Source organism: Pectobacterium fontis (assembly GCF_000803215.1).
Classification (GTDB): domain Bacteria; phylum Pseudomonadota; class Gammaproteobacteria; order Enterobacterales; family Enterobacteriaceae; genus Pectobacterium; species Pectobacterium fontis.
Genome location: NZ_JSXC01000014.1, coordinates 80301 through 103042, shown reverse-complemented (window position 1 = coordinate 103042; position 22742 = coordinate 80301). Strand labels below are relative to the sequence as shown.

At 49.0% G+C, this 22742-nt stretch carries 20 protein-coding genes; 15 read left to right on the top strand and 5 right to left on the bottom strand.

Annotation, left to right across the window (positions count from 1 at the left end):
- Window positions 1-258 precede the first annotated feature (258 nt).
- Window positions 259-1563 carry a trigger factor gene (gene tig, locus OI69_RS04945; RefSeq protein ID WP_039346831.1) on the bottom strand — a complete coding sequence of 435 codons (1305 nt, stop codon included), beginning with the start codon at window positions 1561-1563 and terminating at the stop codon, window positions 259-261.
- A gap of 317 nt (window positions 1564-1880) precedes the next feature.
- Window positions 1881-2195 (bottom strand): transcriptional regulator BolA, encoded by a 315-nt coding sequence (bolA, locus tag OI69_RS04940; RefSeq protein ID WP_039346830.1) that lies wholly within the window; start codon window positions 2193-2195, stop codon window positions 1881-1883.
- 323 nt (window positions 2196-2518) lie between these two features.
- On the opposite strand from bolA, the gene OI69_RS04935 reads away from it, so the two are divergent.
- From OI69_RS04935 to OI69_RS04900, 8 genes are all read left to right on the top strand, one after another.
- On the top strand, window positions 2519-3097 hold the full coding sequence (locus tag OI69_RS04935; protein ID WP_039346828.1) for a lipoprotein: 579 nt from the start codon (window positions 2519-2521) through the stop codon (window positions 3095-3097).
- A gap of 59 nt (window positions 3098-3156) precedes the next feature.
- A complete protein-coding gene (gene ampG, locus OI69_RS04930) occupies window positions 3157-4644 on the top strand; it encodes a muropeptide MFS transporter AmpG (RefSeq protein WP_039346827.1) in 1488 nt (495 codons plus the stop codon).
- Window positions 4645-5032: 388 nt separating this feature from the next.
- Window positions 5033-5995, top strand: coding sequence for a cytochrome o ubiquinol oxidase subunit II (gene cyoA / locus OI69_RS04925; RefSeq protein WP_039346825.1), 963 nt, complete (start codon window positions 5033-5035; stop codon window positions 5993-5995).
- A gap of 4 nt (window positions 5996-5999) precedes the next feature.
- Window positions 6000-7991 (top strand): cytochrome o ubiquinol oxidase subunit I, encoded by a 1992-nt coding sequence (gene cyoB, locus OI69_RS04920; RefSeq protein ID WP_039346823.1) that lies wholly within the window; start codon window positions 6000-6002, stop codon window positions 7989-7991.
- Window positions 7981-8595, top strand: coding sequence for a cytochrome o ubiquinol oxidase subunit III (locus OI69_RS04915; protein WP_039346821.1), 615 nt, complete (start codon window positions 7981-7983; stop codon window positions 8593-8595). Before cyoB ends, OI69_RS04915 begins: the two co-directional genes overlap by 11 nt.
- Complete coding sequence (locus OI69_RS04910; protein WP_011092734.1) at window positions 8595-8927, top strand: cytochrome o ubiquinol oxidase subunit IV; 333 nt, start codon at window positions 8595-8597, stop codon at window positions 8925-8927. Before OI69_RS04915 ends, OI69_RS04910 begins: the two co-directional genes overlap by 1 nt.
- Before the next feature lie 14 nt (window positions 8928-8941).
- Complete coding sequence (gene cyoE / locus OI69_RS04905; protein ID WP_039346819.1) at window positions 8942-9832, top strand: heme o synthase; 891 nt, start codon at window positions 8942-8944, stop codon at window positions 9830-9832.
- A gap of 154 nt (window positions 9833-9986) precedes the next feature.
- Window positions 9987-11351 (top strand): MFS transporter, encoded by a 1365-nt coding sequence (locus tag OI69_RS04900; RefSeq protein ID WP_039346815.1) that lies wholly within the window; start codon window positions 9987-9989, stop codon window positions 11349-11351.
- Between the two features lie 91 nt (window positions 11352-11442).
- On the opposite strand, the gene OI69_RS04895 is transcribed toward OI69_RS04900, so the two are convergent.
- Window positions 11443-11934 carry a YajQ family cyclic di-GMP-binding protein gene (locus OI69_RS04895; RefSeq protein ID WP_039346813.1) on the bottom strand — a complete coding sequence of 164 codons (492 nt, stop codon included), beginning with the start codon at window positions 11932-11934 and terminating at the stop codon, window positions 11443-11445.
- A gap of 185 nt (window positions 11935-12119) precedes the next feature.
- Here OI69_RS04895 and panE point away from each other — a divergent pair, with 185 nt between their 5' ends.
- A complete protein-coding gene (gene panE / locus OI69_RS04890; protein WP_039346811.1) occupies window positions 12120-13028 on the top strand; it encodes a 2-dehydropantoate 2-reductase in 909 nt (302 codons plus the stop codon).
- Complete coding sequence (gene yajL / locus OI69_RS04885; protein WP_039346809.1) at window positions 12991-13581, top strand: protein deglycase YajL; 591 nt, start codon at window positions 12991-12993, stop codon at window positions 13579-13581. Before panE ends, yajL begins: the two co-directional genes overlap by 38 nt.
- Window positions 13582-13719: 138 nt before the next feature.
- Here yajL and pgtP read toward each other — a convergent pair whose 3' ends face one another.
- Window positions 13720-15096, bottom strand: a complete 1377-nt coding sequence (pgtP, locus tag OI69_RS04880) for a phosphoglycerate transporter PgtP (RefSeq protein ID WP_039346807.1) — start codon at window positions 15094-15096, stop codon at window positions 13720-13722.
- Between the two features lie 287 nt (window positions 15097-15383).
- Between pgtP and OI69_RS04875 the strand changes: the two genes are divergently transcribed.
- Genes OI69_RS04875 through pgtA form a run of 3 tightly spaced genes read left to right on the top strand, consistent with a single transcriptional unit; the run spans window position 15384 to window position 19844 of the window.
- Window positions 15384-16628, top strand: a complete 1245-nt coding sequence (locus OI69_RS04875) for an ABC transporter substrate-binding protein (protein WP_039346805.1) — start codon at window positions 15384-15386, stop codon at window positions 16626-16628.
- Window positions 16628-18607, top strand: coding sequence for an ATP-binding protein (locus OI69_RS04870; RefSeq protein ID WP_080752607.1), 1980 nt, complete (start codon window positions 16628-16630; stop codon window positions 18605-18607). The genes OI69_RS04875 and OI69_RS04870 overlap by 1 nt, the downstream gene beginning before the upstream one ends.
- Window positions 18594-19844 carry a two-component system response regulator PgtA gene (pgtA, locus tag OI69_RS04865; RefSeq protein ID WP_039346801.1) on the top strand — a complete coding sequence of 417 codons (1251 nt, stop codon included), beginning with the start codon at window positions 18594-18596 and terminating at the stop codon, window positions 19842-19844. Before OI69_RS04870 ends, pgtA begins: the two co-directional genes overlap by 14 nt.
- 36 nt (window positions 19845-19880) lie before the next feature.
- Here the strand turns inward: pgtA and thiI are convergent, their stop codons facing one another.
- On the bottom strand, window positions 19881-21329 hold the full coding sequence (gene thiI, locus OI69_RS04860; protein ID WP_039346800.1) for a tRNA uracil 4-sulfurtransferase ThiI: 1449 nt from the start codon (window positions 21327-21329) through the stop codon (window positions 19881-19883).
- Window positions 21330-21580: 251 nt separating this feature from the next.
- On the opposite strand from thiI, the gene xseB reads away from it, so the two are divergent.
- Together xseB and ispA are read left to right on the top strand one after the other, a co-directional pair.
- Window positions 21581-21829 (top strand): exodeoxyribonuclease VII small subunit, encoded by a 249-nt coding sequence (gene xseB, locus OI69_RS04855; protein ID WP_039346798.1) that lies wholly within the window; start codon window positions 21581-21583, stop codon window positions 21827-21829.
- Window positions 21826-22737 (top strand): (2E,6E)-farnesyl diphosphate synthase, encoded by a 912-nt coding sequence (gene ispA / locus OI69_RS04850; protein ID WP_039346796.1) that lies wholly within the window; start codon window positions 21826-21828, stop codon window positions 22735-22737. Before xseB ends, ispA begins: the two co-directional genes overlap by 4 nt.
- The last annotated feature ends 5 nt before the right edge of the window (window positions 22738-22742 follow it).

Genomic DNA, 22742 nt, shown 5'->3' with positions numbered 1-22742 from the left:
AACACGTTATCGGCATAGCAAATCTATGGTTTAACCCTTTGCCTGACTTGATGATAGTGTAATTTCAGGCAGCCATTCCCTGTGCCCTATCGGATAGGAACGAAGATATTAAACACCGGGGATGGAAGATCACTGAAACGATGATCACGGCGACTACGGTTACATAAAGCTATAAGTAAAAAGCCCGCGCCATAAGGCACGGGCTTTAATAGGGAAGCATCCACGCTATGCAATAAACAATGTTGGTATCAACAAGGTTTATGCCGTAGTCGTTTGATTCATCAGTTCGTTGAAACTTACTGACTTCTCAACCACTTTCGCTTTAGCAAGCACCGTTTCTACTGCTTGTTCTTCCAGAGCAACGTTACGCATGTTGTTCAGCAGCTCTTTGTTTTTGCCGTAGAACTCGATAACTTCCTGTGGATCTTCGTAAGCAGAAGCCATCTCTTCGATCAGTGCATTAACGCGGGTTTCGTCAGCTTTCAGGTCATTGCTGCTGATGACTTCGCCCAGCAACAGACCGATAACAACGCGGCGTTTAGCTTGTTCTTCGAACAGTTCACGCGGTAATTCCAGCGCTTGCTTCTCGTTGCCGCCAAAACGCTGTGCAGCCTGACGGCGCAGAACGTCGATTTCGCCATCGATCAGCGCAACAGGTACTTCGATTTCGTTGGCGTTGATCAGACCGTCCAGAACCTGAGTTTTCACACGGTTACGTACCGCGCCTTTCAGCTCACGTTCCATATTTTTACGGACTTCAGCACGCAGGCCTTCCTGAGAACCATCAGCCACGCCGAAACGTTTAATGAATTCTTCAGTCAGTTCAGGCAGTTCACGCTCTTCCACTTTCTTCAGGACGATAGCGAACTGAGCCGCTTTTCCTTTCAGGTTTTCAGCGTGGTAGTCTTCTGGGAAGTTCACATCAATCGTGAATTCTTCACCCGCTTTGTGCCCAACCACACCATCTTCAAAACCTGGGATCATGCGGTTCTGACCCATTGCCAGAACGAAGTCAGACGCTTTTCCGCCTTCAAAGACTTCACCGTCGATAGATCCAGTGAAATCGATAGTGATACGATCTTCCGCTGCCGCCGCGCGGTCAGTTTCTTTCCAGGTCGCTTGTTGCTTACGCAACGTTTCCAGCATGGTATCAACGTCAGCGTCAGTCACTTCAACAACTGGCTTTTCAACTTCGATGGTATCCAGACCTTTCAGCTCAACTTCCGGGTACACGTCAAACTCAACAGAGTAAGTGAAGTCACCGCCTACAGCGTATTCGCCAGGAATGTAGTTAGGCGCACCAACCGGGTTAATTTTTTCTTTGATGATAGCGTCAACAAAGTTGCGCTGCATCAGGTCACCCAATACGTCCTGACGCACAGAGGCACCATAACGCTGAGCAACAACATTCATCGGCACTTTGCCTTTACGAAAACCGTCAATGCGTACTTTTTTGGCCGCGTTGACCAGCTCGCTCTTCACCGCACTCTCAATGATGTCAGCAGCAACGGTAATCGTTACGCGACGTCCCAGACCTTGAGTGGTTTCAACTGAAACTTGCATCTTGTTACCTCAAAAAATCACAGTGATCGGTCAACCCCAAAACTATTCTCGCGACGAAAAATCTCACGACAGCAAGGCTCACTCAGCGCTGGCACCAAGGCGCACAGGCTTAAATAAACCCCGCAGAACCGGGAAATTGCCAACCCCGTTCCCTGTAGTCAGAAGCGTCCCGAATACATTCAGGAAAAAATAGACGCCGCATTATAGCGGTATAGACGGGATGAGTCGAGAACGGCGGGCAGACTATTACAGAAACGGATTCACACTTTTGTCTGTAACCCGCCCCAAATATGTCAGGAACGGGCCTGATTAATGACTTAAGAAAGGATACCTGCACCACCACAGGGCGGCGAAGCGGGTACGGCTTTTTGCAAACTGATCCACTCCGTTGCGGTATACGTATGCAGCGCTAACGCATGCACCGACCCCGCCAGTTCTACAGCCAGTACAGCATAAACGGCGCGATGTCGCCCAATCACGCGTTCCCCCATGAACTTATCGCTGACCAGCACCACTTTAAAATGGCTCTCCGCCCCCGCAGGCACGTTGTGACGATAGCTTTCATCAATCACCTCTAAATGCACGGGTTCAAAACCCACACGCAGCTTTTCTTCTATCGTTTCACGCATCATACGGTCACCCTTTCGGCTTGGGAAAAATTTGGTATCAACACGGCATTACTGCCATTCACCGATACCCGAACCATCACAACCTTATTACTTTCAACTTTTTATGCGTAAAAACAGCATCAAAGGAAGAAAAATTGTAGGTAACGCGTTGGTATATCATCAACCGTTTTGATGTGATAAAAACGGTTTTTCCAGGTCAAAAGCATGAAAAAGATGAATTTCAGGACAATTTACCTGCTATCGGAGCTTTTTCCTGCCTGTGGCGATGATATGATATCAACAATATTTGTCAGCTCACCACACTAATCATTACTGAGAAAATACGAATGTTAAAAAAATTATTTTTCCCTCTTCTGGCCGTCATTCTGCTTGCAGGATGTGCAGCAAAAAGCAACACGCTGAACATCACCCCAAAAATTAGCGTACCTTCTCAGGATCCAACCCTGATGGGCGTAACGATTAGCATCAATGGCGCAGACCAACGCGCCGATCAGGCGCTAGCGAAAGTCAATCGCGATGGTCAACTGCTTACGCTGACACCTTCTCGCGATCTACGTTTCCTGTTGCAAGAAGCATTGGAGAAACAAATGACTGCGCGTGGCTATATGATCGGAACCGGTGGCCCGGTCGCCTTACAGATTGTAGTTAACCACCTGTATGCCGATGTATCCGAAGGTAACCTGCGCTACAACATCACCACGAAAGCGGATATCTCCATCATTTCTCAGGCGGCCAATGGCAACAAGCAGGTGAAAAACTACCGCTCAACCTATAACGTGCAAGGGGCTTTCACCGCGAATAATCAGAACATTACTAATGCCGTTAACACGGTGTTAAGCGACGTCATCAACGATATGGCGCAAGATACGACCGTAAGTTCGTTTATCAAAGAAAACGCCCGTTAATTTCTGTATGCCGCTTCCCTTGCCCCTGAACATCCACGGGGCAAGGGAAAGGACTCTCCATGTTTAATCGCATCATTACTTTATTCAGCCAACGTAACGCGCTTTTTATGCTGTTACTGGGCTTCGCTTCCGGTTTGCCACTGGCATTGACATCCGGCACCTTGCAAGCCTGGATGACCGTCGAGAATGTCGATCTGAAAACCATTGGGTTTTTCTCTCTGGTTGGTCAAGCCTATGTCTTCAAGTTTCTCTGGTCCCCCCTGATGGATCGCTATACCCCACCGTTTCTTGGCAGGCGTCGTGGCTGGCTGATTCTTAGTCAGCTTCTGCTTATTGCCGCCATCATTGGCATGGGGTTTATGAATCCGGCACGCGATCTCTGGTGGCTGGCAGCGCTGGCGGTGCTGGTCGCGTTCTGCTCGGCTTCTCAGGATATTGTTTTTGATGCCTATAAGACGGATTTACTTCCCCCTGAAGAGCGCGGCACGGGTGCGGCAACCTCAGTCTTAGGCTACCGTGTGGCCATGCTGGTTTCCGGCGGGCTGGCGCTGTGGATGGCCGATCGTTATTTCGGCTGGCAGGCAACCTATTGGTTAATGGCAGGATTAATGCTGATTGGTGTATTCGCCACCCTGTTAGCACCGGAACCACGGAATAGCCAGCCAGCACCGCGTACCCTGGAGCAAGCCATTGTCGCTCCTCTACGCGATTTTTTCGCACGCAACAATGCCTGGCTCATTCTTCTGCTCATCGTGTTATACAAACTCGGCGATGCCTTTGCGATGAGCCTGACGACAACGTTTCTGATACGCGGCGTTGGCTTCAATGCCGGTGATGTCGGGGTCGTTAACAAGACACTTGGGCTATTCGCCACCATCGTGGGGGCGATTTACGGCGGATTATTGATGCAGCGCCTCTCGTTGTTCAGAGCGCTGATGCTGTTTGGGCTCTTTCAGGCGGTTTCTAACGCGGGATACTGGCTGCTGGCTATCACGGATAAAAATCTGTTCACCATGGCCAGCGCGGTTTTCCTCGAAAATCTTTGCGGTGGCATGGGGACGGCAGCCTTCGTCGCGCTATTAATGACGCTGTGTAATAAATCATTCTCTGCCACACAGTTTGCCTTGCTTTCCGCGCTGTCGGCCGTTGGACGCGTTTACGTTGGGCCTATCGCTGGCTGGTTTGTCGAATCCTACAGTTGGGCATGGTTCTATCTGTTTTCAATTTTTGCCGCTTTACCGGGTCTGGCAATTCTGATGATTTGTCGTGAAACGCTGGAGTTTACCCAGAAAACCGACACCTTTCAGCGGCGTACAAACTTCCAAAACTATTACAAGAAGGCCTTAGGTGTGCTGGGATTGGGAGTAATATTACTGGCGCTGTGGCTCATGTTGCTTATCAGCAATGCGCTGAAATGGTCATCATTGCCGCTACTGGCAGAATACCTGCTCTGCGCAGGTTGTACACTTGCTCTGCTGGGCATTTTCTGCGGTAGCTTGCTGGATTATTTGTCGCTCCGGCGCGCATCTACACTGTCCACGCACTGACGATATTCGTTCAGGTAGCACTCATTTGCTGCCTGAACCTATTAGTCTTTTCCTTTATTTAATTATTTTTCTCATAATTATCTTGCTAGAGAGAATTTTATTTCCATGTGAAATCCCATCAAAACTCATTTTACCAAACTAAAAATAGAAAATAAGCGTTACATCACGTTGTAATTTCTTATTATCCATCCATACTTTCATCTGAGTAGCCACTTAATTTGCTGTTTTTAAAAACCATTTTTATTTTGGCTATCTTTGTGACATTAAGGGCAAAACGCAGCAACAATCGGCTGACATAACCCTAATCATGTTTACAGTGCAGTAACCTTCCCGTAAAATGCCCGCTCGCGTAAAATGACAATAAAGCCCTTGTTATTGAGGTCGCTAGATGAGACTCAGGAAACACAATAAAATTTTTGGGATGCTGTCTTTATTTGCTGCTACTGCTCTGCTGAGTGGCTGCGATATGGCGCTGATGAACCCCAAAGGAGAGATCGGGTTAGAACAAAGATCGCTAATACTGACTGCCATTGGGCTGATGTTGATCGTTGTGATTCCCGTTATCGTTATGACGATAGCTTTTGCCTGGAAGTTCCGTGCTTCCAATGAAAAGGCAAAATATACCCCGAATTGGTCACATTCCAATAAGATAGAAGCGGTAGTCTGGACTGTGCCAATTATCATTATCGTTATTCTCGGCACCATTACCTGGAAGACGACCCACTCGCTTGATCCTTATAAGCCATTGGAATCCGACGTCAAGCCTATCAATGTCGAAGTGGTTTCGCTTGACTGGAAATGGCTGTTTGTTTACCCGGATCTTGGTATCGCAACGGTTAACGAATTGGCTTTCCCAGCCAACGTGCCTGTTGCCTTCAAGATTACCTCCGACTCCGTGATGAACTCCTTCTTCATCCCTCGTCTTGGTGGACAGATTTACGCCATGGCAGGAATGCAGACGAAGCTCCACTTAATCGCCAATGAACCGGGCAAGTATGACGGCATCTCTGGCGGCTACAGCGGTAAAGGCTTCTCTGGCATGAAGTTCACCGCGATAGCCACACCGACTCAGCAAGAGTTCGACCAGTGGGTTGCGAACGTTCGTGCGTCCGCCAAAACACTCAATACTATGGGTGAATTCAATACGTTGGCTAAGCCAAGCGAATTCCATCCTGTCGAATACTTCTCCAGTGTCCAGCCAGATTTGTTCAATAATATTATTCGCAAATTCACAGGCAACGACATGAACATGCAACATCACGGTGAAGGCATGAAGCACGACGAAAACATGCAACATGGTGAGGGTATGAACATGGGCGAGCATGGCTCGCACAAAGGAGCCGAGGGATAATACGATGTTCGGAAAACTTACACTCGATGCGGTTCCGTACCACGAACCCATTATTATGGTCACCGTGGCGGCGATCATCGTTGGCGGCCTTGGGCTGCTGGCGGCAATAACCTATTTCGGTAAGTGGAAATGGCTGTGGGCCGAATGGTTCACCTCTGTCGACCACAAGAAAATCGGTATCATGTACATCATCGTCGGTTTGGTGATGATGATCCGCGGTTTCGCCGATGCCATCATGATGCGCGGTCAGCAGGTTCTTGCCTCTGCCGGGCAAGAAGGCTTCCTCAATGCTCACCACTACGATCAGATTTTTACCGCCCATGGCGTTATCATGATCTTCTTCGTAGCGACCCCGTTCGTTGTTGGCTTGATGAACCTTGCGGTTCCCTTGCAGATCGGTGCGCGTGACGTTGCCTTCCCCTTCCTGAACTCCCTCAGCTTCTGGCTGTTTGTGGTCGGTGTCGTCTTGATCAACCTCTCGCTGGGGGTCGGTGAATTCGCACAGACGGGTTGGGTAGCGTATCCACCGCTTTCAGGAAAGGAGTACAGTCCCGGCGTCGGGGTCGATTACTGGATATGGAGTCTACAGATATCCGGTGTCGGTACTACGCTGACAGGGGTTAACTTCTTCGCAACGATTCTGAAGATGCGCGCACCGGGCATGACGCTGATGAAAATGCCGGTATTTACCTGGACAGCGCTGTGTACCAACGTGCTGATCATCGCCGCATTCCCAATATTGACCGTAACCATCGCGCTGCTGACGCTCGACCGTTACCTCGGCACCCATTTCTTTACCAATGATATGGGTGGCAACATGATGATGTACATCAACCTGATTTGGGCATGGGGTCATCCTGAGGTTTACATTCTGGTGCTGCCAATATTCGGTGTTTACTCCGAAGTGGTTGCCACTTTCTGTAAAAAACGGTTGTTTGGCTACACGTCACTGGTGTGGGCAACTATCGCGATTACGGTTCTGTCGTTCATCGTTTGGCTACACCACTTCTTTACGATGGGGTCCGGCGCAAACGTCAACGCCTTCTTTGGTATCGCCACTATGATTATTTCAATCCCGACCGGGGTTAAAATCTTCAACTGGCTGTTCACCATGTATCAAGGCCGTATTCAGCCCCATTCCACGATGCTGTGGACCACAGGCTTCATCATCACCTTCACCATCGGTGGGATGACCGGGGTTCTGCTGGCCGTACCGGGCGCGAACTTTGTCCTGCACAACAGCCTGTTCCTGATTGCTCACTTCCATAACGTGATCATCGGCGGCGTAGTGTTTGGTTGCTTCGCGGGTATTACTTACTGGTTCCCGAAAGCCTTTGGTTTCACCCTGAACGAAACCTGGGGCAAACGTGCGTTCTGGTTCTGGATTATCGGCTTCTTCGTTGCTTTCATGCCGTTGTACATCCTCGGTTTCATGGGAATGACACGTCGTCTGAGCCAGCAAATCAACCCTGAATTCCACGCCTTACTGGTCGTGGCATCTATCGGTGCGGTATTAATCGGCATGGGCGTGCTGTGTCAGTTGATCCAGTTCTACGTCAGTATCCGTGACCGTCACCTGAACCGCGATCTGACGGGCGACCCGTGGGGTGGACGTACGCTGGAGTGGGCAACCTCTTCTCCTGCACCGTTCTACAACTTCGCTATCGTGCCGCACATCAGCGAGCGTGATGCGTTCTGGGAAGCAAAAGAGAAAGGCGAGGCTTACAAGCGTCCGGCGAGCTATGAAGAGATTCACATGCCGAAAAACACTGGCGCAGGTGTGATTATCTCCGCATTCAGCCTGGTATTCGGTTTTGCCATGATCTGGCATATCTGGTGGCTGGCCATCATCGGCTTCGCAGGCATGATTGTGACCTGGATTGTGCATAGCTTTAATCAAGACGTGGACTACTACGTGCCGGTTAAAGAAATTGAGCAAATTGAGAATCAGAATTTTGATCAACTCAGTAAGGCAGGCGTGAAAAATGTCAACTGAAACTCTGACTAACCACAATACTGCCCATGCCGAGCATGGGCACCACGACACAGGTGCGACCAAGGTATTTGGCTTCTGGATCTACCTGATGAGCGACCTGATCATTTTCGGGTCACTGTTCGCAACGTATGCGGTACTGGTTAACGGTACTGCTGGTGGCCCAAGTGGGAAGGACATTTTTGAACTGCCCTTCGTGTTGGTAGAAACCTTTGCGCTGCTGTTCAGTAGTATTACCTATGGCATGGCGATGATCGCCATGAACAAAGGTAAGAAATGTCAGGTCAATGCCTGGCTGGGAATCACTTTCCTGTTTGGTCTGGTGTTTATTGGAATGGAAATCTATGAATTCCATCACCTGATCGCGGAAGGTTACGGCCCGGATCGCAGTGCGTTTCTCTCTGCCTTCTTCGCGCTGGTCGGCACGCACGGCTTGCACGTAACGGGGGGTCTGATCTGGTTGGCCATCATGATGATTCAGGTGTCCAAACGTGGCCTGACTGCAACCAATAAAACGCGTCTGATGTGCCTGAGTTTGTTCTGGCACTTCCTTGATGTGGTATGGATCTGTGTCTTCACCGTTGTTTATCTGCTGGGGGCGATGTAATGAGTCATTCAACAACCGATCATGCAGGTGCCAGCCACGGTAGCGTGAAGTCATATGTGATAGGTTTTGTGCTGTCGGTCATTTTGACAGTGATTCCTTTCAGTATGGTCATGAGTGGCACTGCCTCGCATAACGCCATTCTCTTCACTGTAGTGGGATGTGCAGTGGTTCAAATTCTGGTGCATCTGGTGTACTTCCTGCACCTGAATACGTCCTCAGAAGAGCGCTGGAACGTGGTGGCTCTTGTGTTTGCCGTCCTGATTATCGCTATTGTCGTCGTGGGTTCCATCTGGATTATGATGAGCGCACACCACAATATGATGATCCAGTAACCGAGCCGTAAAAGATGATTAAGCAATACCTGCAAGTTACTAAACCAGGAATTATTTTCGGAAATCTGATTTCCGTTATCGGTGGATTTCTCCTTGCGGCCCAAGGCCGCATTGATTATCCCCTGTTTCTCGCCACCCTTGTGGGGGTGTCGTTAGTCGTTGCCTCTGGCTGCGTGTTTAACAATGTCATTGACCGCGACATCGACAAGAAGATGGAGAGAACCAAAAATCGGGTTCTGGTAAAAGGACTGATTTCGCTGAAGGTAACGCTGGTTTATGCATCGCTGTTAGGTATTGCGGGCTTTGCTCTGCTGTACATTGCGGCCAACCCGCTGGCCATGTGGCTGGCGGTGATGGGCTTCGTCGTGTATGTCGGCGTATATAGCCTGTATATGAAACGACATTCGGTTTATGGCACGTTGATTGGCAGCCTGTCTGGCGCGGCACCACCGGTTATCGGTTACTGCGCCGTCAGCAACCAGTTCGACGCTGGCGCGTTGATACTGCTGCTGATCTTTAGCCTGTGGCAGATGCCGCATTCCTACGCGATCGCGATTTTCCGCTTCAAGGATTATCAGGCAGCCAATATCCCGGTACTGCCCGTTGTGAAAGGCATCTCCGTGGCCAAAAACCACATCACGCTGTATATCGTCGCGTTTGCGGTCGCAACACTGATGCTGTCTCTCGGCGGTTATGCGGGCTACAAATATCTGGTCGTTGCCGCCGCCGTTAGCGTGTGGTGGCTGGGTATGGCGCTTTCAGGCTATAAAAATGCGATTGATGACCGCGTATGGGCAAGAAAGCTGTTTGTTTTCTCTATCGTCGCGATTACGTCATTGAGCGTCATGATGTCTGTGGACTCCATGGCTCCCGCGCATGAAATTATGCTGACCTACCTGCGTTAATCGCAAATTGCGCATCAAAAAACAGGTGGTTCACCCACCTGTTTTTATTCCCCCCTCCCCTACTTATCCCTCTGCTAAATCACGTAACAAACCTATCGTTTACTGTCTGGTCAATAACGCTCTAAAATAGTGCCAATTATTTTCAGAGGTACGAATGAACGATAATAAAATGACCCCAGGCGAATTACGCGCCACATGGGGCCTGGGAGCCGTATTTTCGCTGCGCATGCTTGGCATGTTCATGGTGTTGCCTGTTCTCACCACATACGGCATGGCCTTACAGGGTGCCAGTGAAGCGCTGATCGGTATTGCGATTGGCATTTATGGTTTGATGCAGGCAATCTTCCAGATCCCCTTCGGTCTGGTCTCCGATCGTATCGGCAGAAAACCCCTGATCGTTGGGGGATTGTTGATTTTTGCACTCGGCAGCGTCATCGCCGCACTGAGCGATTCCATCTGGGGCATTATCCTCGGCCGGGCATTGCAAGGCGCTGGCGCGATTTCTGCCGCCGTGATGGCACTGCTTTCCGATCTGACGCGTGAACAGAATCGAACCAAAGCCATGGCATTTATCGGCGTAAGTTTCGGCGTCACTTTTGCTATCGCGATGGTCGTTGGCCCGATCGTTACCCACGCTTTTGGGTTACAGGCGCTTTTCTGGGGCATCACCCTGCTGTCACTCGCAGGTATTGTCATCACCCTGACTCTGATTCCTTCCGCACCTGCACACGTTCTGAATCGAGAGTCGGCGATGGTGCGCGGCAGTTTCCGTAAAGTACTTGGCAATAGCCGCCTGCTGAAACTGAATATCGGCATCATGTGCCTGCATATTTTATTGATGTCGAGCTTCGTTGCCCTACCCCGCGTCATGGAGTCCGTGGGATTACCAGCGCAGGACCACTGGAAAGTCTATCTGGTCACCATGCTGATCTCTTTTGTCGGCGTTGTACCTTTTATTATTTATGCCGAAGTGAAAAGGCGGATGAAGCAGGTTTTCGTCGGCTGCATCGTGGTGCTGATCGCCGCCGAGATTGTCTTATGGGCGGCAGGTAATCATCTCTGGCAAATTATTGTCGGCGTACAACTGTTCTTCCTGGCTTTCAACGTCATGGAAGCCCTGTTGCCCTCGCTGATTAGTAAGGAATCTCCCGCCGGATACAAAGGCACAGCGATGGGCGTTTACTCCACCACACAGTTTATCGGTGTAGCCATTGGCGGTAGCCTCGGTGGCGGGCTGTTTGAGCTTTATGGCGCTTCTGCGGTGTTTATGACGGGGGCCGCCGTTGCGACCCTCTGGCTAGTGGTCAGTGTCACGATGCAGGAACCACCGTATCTCAGCAGTTTGAGAATCGCATTGTCTGATGTCGCATTGCAGGATAGTGAGCTGGAACAGAAGATTCGCACTCAGCCCGGCGTGGCTGAAGTGGTTATCGTGCCGGATGAATACAGCGCCTATGTGAAGATCGACAACAAAAAGACCAATCGGCAACAGTTAGAACAATTAGCGGGTCAGGCCTGACGACTTCCCTTCCCGAGGAAGCGGTGTCAGGCTAATAAGCAAAAGGCCAGCTTTCGCTGGCCTTTCTGTCACGAGCGCATGACAAAAAGCATCAATCGCGGAAGTTGGTAAACTGGAACGGCTGCCCCAGATTGCCACCGCGAATCAGCGCCATTACACCCTGTAAATCATCGCGTGATTTCCCAGTAACGCGAACCTGTTCACCCTGAATCTGCGCCTGCACTTTCAGCTTGCTGTCTTTGATCAGCTTGATGATTTTTTTCGCCTGCGTGGCTTCAATCCCCTGCTTCAGCTTGGCTTCCACGCTGTAGGTTTTACCGCTGTGTTCTATCTCTTCCGGCACCTCTAGCGCACCGCCTTCAATCCCGCGCTTCAGCAATTTTTCACGCATGATATCAATCAGTTGCTGTACCTGAAAATCAGACTCGCTGGACGCTTTAATACTTTGCGATTTCTCATTCAGTTCAAAGCTGGCCGGAACATTACGAAAATCCCAGCGGGTGCTCAGCTCACGCGTGGCATTTTCCACCGCGTTACGGACTTCCTGCATATCAATTTCCGAAACAATATCGAAAGATGGCATAATTCGCTCTCCTGACAAATTTGGCTGGCGAGCATAATAACCGCTCTCCTGCGATAAGCAAGATGCCAGACACAATCCCGATTTTTACTCTGTATCCGATAAACAGGCCGACTAGCACAAGATCGTGATGTGAATGATAGCCTATGATGAGGAATAGCAGCACAGCATCAAAATGGGAGATGCATATGAAGATCACCGTTCTTGGCTGTGGCGCGCTGGGCCAGCTTTGGCTCGCTGCGTTACATCAACAAGGGCATGATGTCCAGGGATGGCTGCGCATTCCGCAACCATACTGCTCGGTCAATGTCACCATGCTGGACGGCCAGCATTGTAATCTTAACCTGACGGCTAACGATCCCGAGCATCTTGCCCAGAGCGAACTGCTGCTCGTGACGTTAAAAGCCTGGCAGGTTTCCGATGCCGTCACCCTCCTGTTGCCCCAGATCAATCCACATTGCACGATTTTGCTACTACATAACGGAATGGGGACGCGGGAAGAATTACCGCCGTTACCGCAGCCGCTGGTTATGGGTGTCACTACCCATGCTGCACGGCGCGATGCGACCAACGTTGTACACGTTGCGGCAGGCACAACGCATATCGGCACGTTTGACGGCGACAGCAGCCAAAGTCAGTTGGCTGAAGTTCTGCATCAAGCCTTACCTGATGTGGCATGGCACACCAACATTAGCGCCACATGCTGGCTTAAGCTGGCGGCTAACTGCGTCATTAATCCGCTGACGGTAAAATACCACTGCACCAATGGCGAACTTTCTGCGTATCCAGAACTGATTGCCTTGCTTTGTCAGGAAGTGGCCAACGTCATGGAACGGGAAGGTTTTCATACCTCGCGAGACAGCCTGCTGCTCTACGTTAACCAAATTATTCAAAATACCGCCGCCAACACCTCATCAATGTTGCAGGACATCCTCGCTCAGCGGCATACCGAAATTGACTACATCACCGGGTATTTACTGCACCGCGCGCGTCTGCACGGCCTAATACTCCCTGAAAATACCCGCTTGTTTGACTATATTAAGCAAAAGGAAAATGACTATGACTGCATCGGCACTGGTGTGTCTGGCGCCTGGTAGCGAAGAAACAGAAGCTGTCACCACCATCGATCTGCTTGTGCGGGCAGGCATTCAGGTCACGCTTGCTAGCGTAGCCAGTGATGGCAACCTTGAAATCGTCTGCTCACGCGGAGTACGACTGCTGGCCGATGCGCCGTTGGCGACCGTTGCCGATCGGCCTTTCGATGTGCTGGTGTTACCGGGGGGACTGCAAGGCGCGGAGTGCTTCCGCGCTAGCCCACTTCTGGTGGAATGCATTCGCCAGACGCATCTGGAAGGAAAGCTCGTCGCCGCCATGTGCGCTACACCCGCGTTAGTACTGGAACACCACCAACTCTTTCCCGTCGGGAACATGACCGGCTATCCGACATTCAAGGATGAGATCGCGCCAGAGAAATGGATGGAGAAACGCGTCGTCTACGATCCGCGTGTGAACCTGCTCACCACGCAAGGGCCAGGCACTAGTATGGATTTCGCCCTAAAGATCATTGATTTGCTACTAGGGAAAGAAAAAGCCGCCGAGGTTGCTGAGCAGTTGATCCTGCCGCCGGGGATTTATAACTACGCTCTGTAGAACAATCTTTGCGGTAACACTTTTCTCCATCGTGTTGCGACGATAGCAAGACGGCAACGGAGCGAATCGGCGGGTTATGGTCGATGTAACAGCATACCGCCTCGCAAACAAAGACGGTATGCATGTTCATCTTTAACATCAGGCATTTACGGTGCTATTGCGGCTCATCTGAAGCCGTTCATGTTCAAGCTCTAATACGCCGCGATGGGACAGGTAACAGAAAATAATACAACACCCGATCCCGCCGAGGAGGAGATAAAAACCGCCGTGCCAGCCAAAACGGTCAACGATAAAACCAAACAAACTCGTCCCCAGACTGGCTCCCAGAATATAACTCATGAAGCCACGTAAGCCGACAGCCGATCCCACAGCAAAACTAGGCACAATTTCCATCGTCTGTACCGACGCTAAAAATTGCGGGACATAAATCAGACACCCAACAACCGCAGCAAAGAACGTGACTACAACTAAGGAATCCGACTTCCAGTATCCAATCAGGCAAACAAAAATTAATGCCATGCAAATCATTGCCAGTGGCATACGACGCCCACGGAATAATTTATCTGATAGCCATCCTGCAAATAAGGTCGAGGGAATCGCCGCCCATTCAAAAAACAGGAATGCAACGCTCATTTCACTTTTGGAAAAATGTTTTTCAGTTAACAGATAGATAGGCAGCCAGCTAATTACACCGAAGCGAATCATATACACAAAAACATCAACGAAAGAGACATACCAGGCATGTTTGTTTTTCAAAACATAGGTAAGAAATATCTGCCATGCGGTCATATTTTCCGGTGCGACATGTTTTTGCCTGGCGGTATCAATAATTACATCTTCTTTGACGATCTCATGAAGTGGCGGTAAACCTTCACTAACCGGAGAACCTTTACCTATCAGCAGCAGAATACCCGCCATCAATATAGCGATAAGCGCAGGCACAATATAGTTTGCCGTCTGCCAATGTTCACTCCCTAAGAACGCAAATGCCGTCCCCACAATAGGGGCAACAATACCGCCGCCGACGTTATGAGAGATATTCCATATCGCACCCACTCGTCCTCGTTCCCGACGCGGGAACCAATTGGCAATCGTAATAAAAGAGGGGCCGACCCCCATTCCCTGGAAAAAACCATTAAAGATGACTAGCACAGTAAACAGCCAGAAAGCGCTATTGAATCCCATACCGATATTCACTAATGCGCATAAAAACAAACCAATAGCCATATACATTTTAGGGTTTGCTTTATCCGCCAGGCTACTCATCAACCCTTTACTGATGCCATAGGTAATCAACATACAACTGCTTAACAAGCCAATTTCCGTAGCGCTCAGATGTAAGTGTTCTTTTAAATAAGGAGTGGAAAGCGTGAAATTATTTCTCACGATATAATAAGACAAATAACCGAGAAAAACCCCGATGAGCGCTTGAATTCGGTTATGCTGATAAACCGCGACAATGTCCTTTTTAGGCACTTTATGTGTCGCCACTTTAGGCTTAAGGAATGAAAGCATAATATTTCCCTGGTGTTGTTAATTGTAAAAACCGCCAAATAAAATCACATTAAAAATTATGTACGCAGCATGATTTAAATATAGAAAAAGAGCAACCCGTTAACATTGAGTCAATATTGACTCAAAATATAAAAAACCATGTGTCAATACCATCATAATTTGATTATTTTATTTTTCATTCCTTCCTAATAACGTTAAAATAGCGAAAAATGAAACAAATCATCGACGATAATTTTATTAATAACCTTTCATTTTCGTGATAAAAATCACATAAGACAGGTATGAGAATGCGTTCGTGCAGATTGCTACTGTTCTGGCTAATAAATTTTCTGGCATTGTCACCACTGTGGGCAAATGAATTGGTCATTGCCACCACATTTTCTCCCGAAACAACAGCCAACATCATGTCTCAATGGCAGAGGCAATCTTCTTCCGTACCCGTTCGGACGCTGAATCGCACCAGTTCATCTCTCGAACGCCTGATGGGTACGCCACTAAATGACAGTATCGACCTGATTCTCACGTCATCTCCCATGCTAATGCAGCATTTGCAGGATCATCAATTATTGTCCCCGATTCCAGCCATTCCACCGGAAAGCCAGCGTTTGGTGCCGGACTCGATTCGCGGTAGCGCAGCGGCGATTGCGATTTCCGGGTTTGGTATTCTGGCTAATGCCACGGCGCTACAGGAAAAAAAACTCTCCCCACCAGACTCATGGGAGCAGCTAAAGGATCCACGCTATCAGTCGTTGATTTTAATGAGTAGCCCCTCACGTTCAGACACCAGCCACCTCATGATTGAAACCTTGTTGCAACAGCAAGGATGGCAGCAAGGTTGGGCAATGCTAATGGAAATTTCGGGTAATCTGGCGACCATTTCCTCACGTAGCTTTGGAGTTGCCAGTAAAATAACAACGGGATTGGGTATGGCTGGCCCTATCATTGATAACTATGCGACGCCGTTACTTAAAGATCCCCATCTGGTATTTCGCTATATTCCTCATGCAGGTGCCGCCCCCACGTTCATCGCGATTACCCGTAATAGTACGAATAAAGATCTCGCGATGCGGTTTATCTATTTTTTATTAAGCAAACAAGGACAAAAAATCCTTTCCGATACCGATACGGGCAAATTCCCGGTATTTCCTCTACCAGAGGATAACCCTCGCGCTCAACAGCAATATGTTCTATTGCAGTCGCCTCCGCCCGATTATCGTCTGATCCTACTACGCCAAAAATTAGTTCAGCGGCTGTTTGATACCGCGATTACCTTTCGCCTGAATCAATCTCAGGATATATGGAAAACGCTACATAACGCTGAAAGCCAACTGAATCGTCCGTTGCCGGAAATCAGGGCCCTGCTCACAGAGATTCCGGTCACCGCGCAACAGGCTGACGATGTAGAATATTTAAAGCAGTTCAATCAGTTGGAAAATGATATTGCCCCATTCGAATCGAATTTAATCGAATGGCAACAATTTTTCCAACACCAGCATCAACAGGCGCTGCAAAAACTGGAGGCGATCCGATGATGAAATTCCTCCAAACCATGACGATCAGTAATTGCTTGCGTTGGTCATTTGCTTTTGGTGCGATATTAACACTCTCCGTTAGCGCAATTAGCCTCTATTCATGGCGTGAACAAGGCTTTCAAATTCGCTACGCGTTAAACGATTATTTCCCTAAAATTCAGGCCTCTTTTCAACTTGAAGATAATCTTAATACCCTGATTAAAGAATTGAATGAATTTCTGACTGCGGATAATACCAGCCTGCGGTTATTACGACGCGAACAGATTATTTCCCGCCTGGACATCATCCGACATGCCAGCCAACAGTTAAATAATGATGAGCGCCATATATTAGAAAAAATCATCCAGCAAATGCATCATTTACTCATCCAGCTTGACAACATACTGGCGGAGGATCTGGTCATCAGAGAAAAAACCACTGAAATTACCACACGAATTAACTGGTTGCATGATGATTTTAACCTTGAACTCACTTCACTCTCGCAAGATATCAGTTGGCAACAGAGCGCCTTGTTAGAGCAATTTACTCAAAACGCCGAAAAAGATAAAAACCAACATATACAAACCACTCTGCAATATGTTCAGGATGAACTGCAACTGATCTATACATTGGCTCATATTGAGAATCAGATCGTCGATGATTTACGGGAACAGCTTGCAGTACATAACAGCGATAATCTGAATAACCACATTCGCTATCTTAATTATCTCAAACAGTCAGCCGATAAAATTCAGTCATCACCGCATCACTCCAGCATTATCACGTTACGCCAAACCATCGATGAATTGCTGGCATTGGGGGTGGCAGAAAATAAACTACCGGCCATTTTAATCGGCAGGAGCCAAATTCAAACGCATCTCCAGCAAACCACGCGGATGAAAGAACAAACATTAGCTCAGTTCCGCCACCAGATTGAGCAACAGCTAGGCAACAGCCATCAGCAATTACAGAAATTTAATCAACGACTTGAGCATATTATGGATATCAGCGGTATGGTGATCGTCGCGGCGACACTGATTGCGCTACTGTTTGCCATTATCCTGAATCACTTTTATATCCGCTCACGGCTCATCAAGCGTTTTACCCAGATTAATCAGTCTGTTATCCGGCTAGGTCACGGGGAGTTAAATACCTCGATTCCCGTCTATGGGGAGGATGAACTGGGGCGTATTGCCAGCTTACTGCGCAACACACGCGATCAGATAAAACAGCAACGCACACAGCTTGAGAAAGAAATCACCGAACGCAAAACCATTGAAAATAATCTTCGTACCGCTCAGGACGAATTAGTTCAAGCGGCAAAGCTGGCCACCGTAGGGCAAACCATGACGACGCTGGCACACGAAATTAACCAACCGCTCAACGCGCTTTCATTGTATCTTTTCACCTGCGAACAGGCGATGCACCACCACGAACCAGATATCATCACCTCGAATCTCACCAAAATGCGCCACTTATTACAGCGTATCGACAACATTATTCGGCAATTGCGCCAGTTTTCCCGACGTAGCGACAGCGATGCCCCCTTACATCAGGTTGATTTATATCACTGCATTCAATCATCCTGGGAGTTATTAACCTCACGCCATCGTCCACTTAATGCGCAATTAACTTTACCGATAACGCTGGATTCCGTGATTGGTGAAACGACCCGCTTACAGCAAGTCATGGTGAACCTGCTGACAAATGTATTAGAAGCGGTGAGTGATACGCCACCACAAATTATCATTCAACAATTCAACGGAAAGAATAATGAGGTCTTCCTGTACATTCAGGATAATGGTCCGGGCTGGCCGCTCATTCTGGCTCACCGATTATTGAAGCCATTTACCACGAGTAAAGATGTGGGGCTGGGAATCGGGTTATCTATTAGTCAATCCATCATGCAGCAATGTGGTGGCGAATTATATCTTGCCTCTACGTTAGAGAGACACGCCTTGGTTATTCTACAGTTCAGGAAATACGATGAAGCTCACTGAAGAACAGCAAATCCTCTTAATAGATGACGATCGCGATGTACTTGATGCCTATTGTCAGATGCTCAGTCTGGCCGGTTATCAGGTTGTCCCCTGTGATAATCCTCAGCAGGCGGTAGATCTTTTACCAGAGGATTGGCCCGGTGTCGTCGTCTCAGACGTTTATATGCCGCAACGCTCTGGGCTGTCGCTGCTCGACTATTTATTGAACTGGGATAAGCAATTGCCCGTATTACTGATAACCGGTCATGGCGATGTTCCAATGGCGGTCGAGGCTGTAAAAAAAGGGGCTTATGACTTTCTTGAAAAACCCATCATGCCAGAAAAATTGTTATCACGCTTACAGCAGGCGCTGAAAGAGCGTCGTCAACTCATCCAGCATCGCCACTGGCAGCGTAATCAGTTAACGGAACATCTTATTGGCATGAGTGAGTGGAGCCGACAGCTACGTAACCGCTTGCAGAAGCAGGCAGAGGCGCGCGTTCCGACTTTTTTTTATGGTGAGCTAGGAACAGGCAGGACATGCGGAGCACGTTATCTACATCAGATCAGTCTTAATCGTCATGCACCGCTGGTTATTATTGATGCTTCCAGCGCGTCGGAAAACACCGTTGAAGAGCAAATAAAAAAAGTACAGCAGGGTTCGCTGATCATTCGTAATATCGAGATTCTCAGTCACAAACAACAATATTATCTGGCTCAGCAACAAAATACTGAAGAGCATATATTCCGACTAATGGCCGTCAGCCAATATGGTGCGACAGCATTAGCGGCACAGCAAAAAATAATTCCCGAACTTTATTACCTGTTTTCCATGACTCAAATAGAATGTATCCCTCTATCTAAACGCCCCGGCGATATTGAGCCGCTATTTTGTTATTATCTTAAGTTAGCTTGCCAACGACTCAATCGGGAATACCCCAAGCTGAGCGATGCGTTTGTTAAAAGTCTACATCGCCGTAACTGGAATGGTAACGTCAAAGAATTACGCAATGCGGCTGAATTATTTGCCGTTGGCGTAATGCCAATCGCGATTGAAGAGAATATGTGGATCAGCCAAACACAATCCACACCGTTAGATGCACGCATTGAACAATATGAAAGCCAGATCATCACGGAAGCATTAGATATTCATCAAGGACGGATCAATGACGTAGCGGAATACCTTCAGATACCCCGTAAGAAACTCTATTTAAGAATGAAAAAATATGGCATTGATAAAAAGGACTATCGATTTTAAGCGATGCCGCCAGAACGGCGGCATCGCTCATATCATCTAGGGACGATACACTTTTACGTTAGCAAACCCTTGCTCGCGCAGATACAGCGCCTGCAAACGGCTCATCACGCCCCGATCGCAGTAAAGCAGATAGGTTTTACTCTGATCCAGATCGCCAAACTGCGTACCCAGCTTATAAAACGGCAAGGATTTGATTTCTACCTGATCCAGTTCCAGCGGTTTATCATCCTGCTCATCCGGCGCGCGGATATCCAGCAAGATATCAGTGGGCGCAAACGACGCGACCGTTTCGACTTCAACCACTTCTTGTTTGGTTTGTTCGGCGATTTCACGAATATCAATATTCCGCGCTTCGCTTACCACGCGATCTAAAATAGCAAAATCAAAGTGGCTTTCTTCGGCCTCAATCTTCGCTTTTACCGCCTTCACCGTTGGGCTTTTCGAGATCACGCCACAATATTCCGGCATCGTTTTGGCAAAATCTTCCGTTCCCAGCTCGCGCGCCTGTTTGATAATGTGCTCTTTATCATGAGAAATCAGCGGGCGCAGAATCAGGGTATCGGAGGCGTTATCGATCAAACGCAGATTGGTCAATGTCTGGCTGGAAACCTGCCCTAACGCTTCGCCAGTCACCAACGCCTGCACACCATAACGTTCCGCAATTTTGGAGGCCGCGCGCACCATCATACGCTTCAATACGACGCCCATCTGGCCGTCATCGACCTTCTCCAGAATTTCACCCACTACCGGATCGAAATCAATCGCAACAAAACGCACCCGATGCGAACTACCAAAACGATTCCACAGATAGTGCGCCACCTGCTTCACGCCAATTTCGTGCGCCGCACCGCCAAGGTTGAAGAAACAGTAGTGAACGCGACACCCACGACGCATCAACATATAACTGGATACACCGGAGTCAAAACCACCGGAAATCAGCGACAGGACATCTTCCTGCGTGCCGATCGGGAAGCCGCCGATGCCTTCATAGCGGCCTTTAATCAACAGCAGACGATCCTGCTCAATTTCCAGATGTACGGTGACCTGCGGAGCCGTAAGATTGACTCGCGCCGTTTCAATATGCTGGTTCAAACCGCCGCCGACATAGCGTTCCACGTCTTGCGAGCTGAATTCATGCTTGCCGCGACGCTTCACCCGCACACAAAACGATTTGCCTTCCAATTGCTCACGATACATCGCCAGCGCCTGTTCAAAGATGTTATGTACATCGGTATAGGCGTGATCTTCCACTTCCAGAATATGGTGAATACCTGGGATTCTCGTCAGCGCCTCACGAATCGCAGAACGCTGGCTTTCGTCTTTGGCCCGAACTTCGATATGATCCCAGTGACGGACAACCGCCAGCGCTTCATCATAGTGTTTTAGTACGTTGCGAATGTTTCCGGTTAGAATCTTGATAAAGCGCAACCGCACAGATTGGCTCTTGATGGTGATTTCCGGGAACAATTTAATGATAAACTTCATGGTGGCTGTCGTTACTTGGTCAGAAAGGCGTAAATAAATTTACCCCGAGCACTAAAATCACGTTATCGGTAAAATCAGCGGAACAGAGATGATTTTACCCATAGCATCCAAGGCGCGGAGTATATCATTATATGAAGATATACTGTGTGCTTTAACCGTATAATTGTTGTGCATCCACGGATGATCAAACGCAACACCACGCTCTGCCGCCACAAGCCAACGGCGTATAACACCAGGATTCTGACATCACTATGCCTAAGAAGACCGAGCAGCCAGTCAGCTTTGAAAGCTCACTGAACGAACTGGAAAAAATCGTTATCCGCCTCGAATCCGGCGAACTGCCGCTAGACGATGCGCTCAATGAGTTTGAGCATGGCATCCAGCTCGCCCGTCAGGGCCAGCAAAAACTACAGCAGGCGGAGCAACGCGTACACATCCTGCTGAGTGACGATCCCGATGCACCGCTGTCACCGTTTACGCCGGATAATGATTCACTATGACCGATTTCAGCACGCAACTGAACGCTCACTGCCAGCGTACTAACCGCATGTTGGGGCATTTCATCGCCGACCTCCCCTTTCAGAGTAGTCCACTGGTCACTGCGATGGAGTATGGCTCACTCTTAGGAGGCAAACGCCTACGCCCGTTTCTGGTTTATACTACAGGTGAACTGTTTGGTATGCCGTTAGAAAGCCTGGATGCTCCCGCGGCTGCCGTAGAATGCATCCATGCCTATTCACTGATTCATGACGATCTGCCAGCGATGGACGACGACGATTTGCGCCGTGGGCAGCCAACTTGCCACATCAAATTTGGTGAAGCTAATGCCATTCTGGCGGGGGATGCCCTGCAAACGTTGGCATTTTCCATTCTGGCTGATGCGCCGATGCCGCAGGTTTCTGACCGCGATCGCTTGGCGATGCTCTCAGAATTAGCACAAGCCAGTGGTGTGGCAGGCATGTGCGGCGGTCAGGCTTTCGATCTGGAGGCGGAAGGCCATCAGGTCGATCTGGCGACGTTAGAACGGATTCACCGCCATAAAACCGGTGCGTTGATCCGTGCGGCCGTCCGACTCGGCGCACTGGCAGCCGGTGAAGTGGGACGTGCGGCCTTACCGCATCTGGATCGCTACGCTAACGCGATTGGGCTCGCTTTTCAGGTTCAGGACGATATTCTTGACGTTGTTGGCGACAGCGCGACTACAGGCAAACGTCAGGGTGCTGACCAGCAGCTAGGCAAAAGCACCTACCCCAGCCTGCTGGGATTAGATCATGCACGAAAAAAAGCACAGGAGCTGTATCAGGAATCACTGGCATCGCTGGACGATCTCGTCGCATCCAGTCCGACTCCCCTGAATATTGCGCCACTACAAGCGCTGGCGAATTTCATCGTTGAACGCGATAAGTAATTACC

Bases quoted from the DNA above. Each gene is read 5' to 3' on its own strand.
- thiI (WP_039346800.1), bottom strand. From the start codon at position 21,329: ATGAAGTTTATCATTAAATTGTTCCCGGAAATCACCATCAAGAGCCAA.
- ampG (WP_039346827.1), top strand. From the start codon at position 3,157: ATGTTTAATCGCATCATTACTTTATTCAGCCAACGTAACGCGCTTTTT.
- pgtA (WP_039346801.1), top strand. From the start codon at position 18,594: ATGAAGCTCACTGAAGAACAGCAAATCCTCTTAATAGATGACGATCGC.
- OI69_RS04895 (WP_039346813.1), bottom strand. From the start codon at position 11,934: ATGCCATCTTTCGATATTGTTTCGGAAATTGATATGCAGGAAGTCCGT.
- OI69_RS04915 (WP_039346821.1), top strand. From the start codon at position 7,981: ATGTCAACTGAAACTCTGACTAACCACAATACTGCCCATGCCGAGCAT.
- tig (WP_039346831.1), bottom strand. From the start codon at position 1,563: ATGCAAGTTTCAGTTGAAACCACTCAAGGTCTGGGACGTCGCGTAACG.
- cyoA (WP_039346825.1), top strand. From the start codon at position 5,033: ATGAGACTCAGGAAACACAATAAAATTTTTGGGATGCTGTCTTTATTT.
- xseB (WP_039346798.1), top strand. From the start codon at position 21,581: ATGCCTAAGAAGACCGAGCAGCCAGTCAGCTTTGAAAGCTCACTGAAC.
- OI69_RS04870 (WP_080752607.1), top strand. From the start codon at position 16,628: ATGAAATTCCTCCAAACCATGACGATCAGTAATTGCTTGCGTTGGTCA.
- cyoE (WP_039346819.1), top strand. From the start codon at position 8,942: ATGATTAAGCAATACCTGCAAGTTACTAAACCAGGAATTATTTTCGGA.
- ispA (WP_039346796.1), top strand. From the start codon at position 21,826: ATGACCGATTTCAGCACGCAACTGAACGCTCACTGCCAGCGTACTAAC.
- OI69_RS04900 (WP_039346815.1), top strand. From the start codon at position 9,987: ATGAACGATAATAAAATGACCCCAGGCGAATTACGCGCCACATGGGGC.
- OI69_RS04910 (WP_011092734.1), top strand. From the start codon at position 8,595: ATGAGTCATTCAACAACCGATCATGCAGGTGCCAGCCACGGTAGCGTG.
- OI69_RS04935 (WP_039346828.1), top strand. From the start codon at position 2,519: ATGTTAAAAAAATTATTTTTCCCTCTTCTGGCCGTCATTCTGCTTGCA.
- OI69_RS04875 (WP_039346805.1), top strand. From the start codon at position 15,384: ATGCGTTCGTGCAGATTGCTACTGTTCTGGCTAATAAATTTTCTGGCA.
- panE (WP_039346811.1), top strand. From the start codon at position 12,120: ATGAAGATCACCGTTCTTGGCTGTGGCGCGCTGGGCCAGCTTTGGCTC.
- bolA (WP_039346830.1), bottom strand. From the start codon at position 2,195: ATGATGCGTGAAACGATAGAAGAAAAGCTGCGTGTGGGTTTTGAACCC.
- pgtP (WP_039346807.1), bottom strand. From the start codon at position 15,096: ATGCTTTCATTCCTTAAGCCTAAAGTGGCGACACATAAAGTGCCTAAA.
- yajL (WP_039346809.1), top strand. From the start codon at position 12,991: ATGACTGCATCGGCACTGGTGTGTCTGGCGCCTGGTAGCGAAGAAACA.
- cyoB (WP_039346823.1), top strand. From the start codon at position 6,000: ATGTTCGGAAAACTTACACTCGATGCGGTTCCGTACCACGAACCCATT.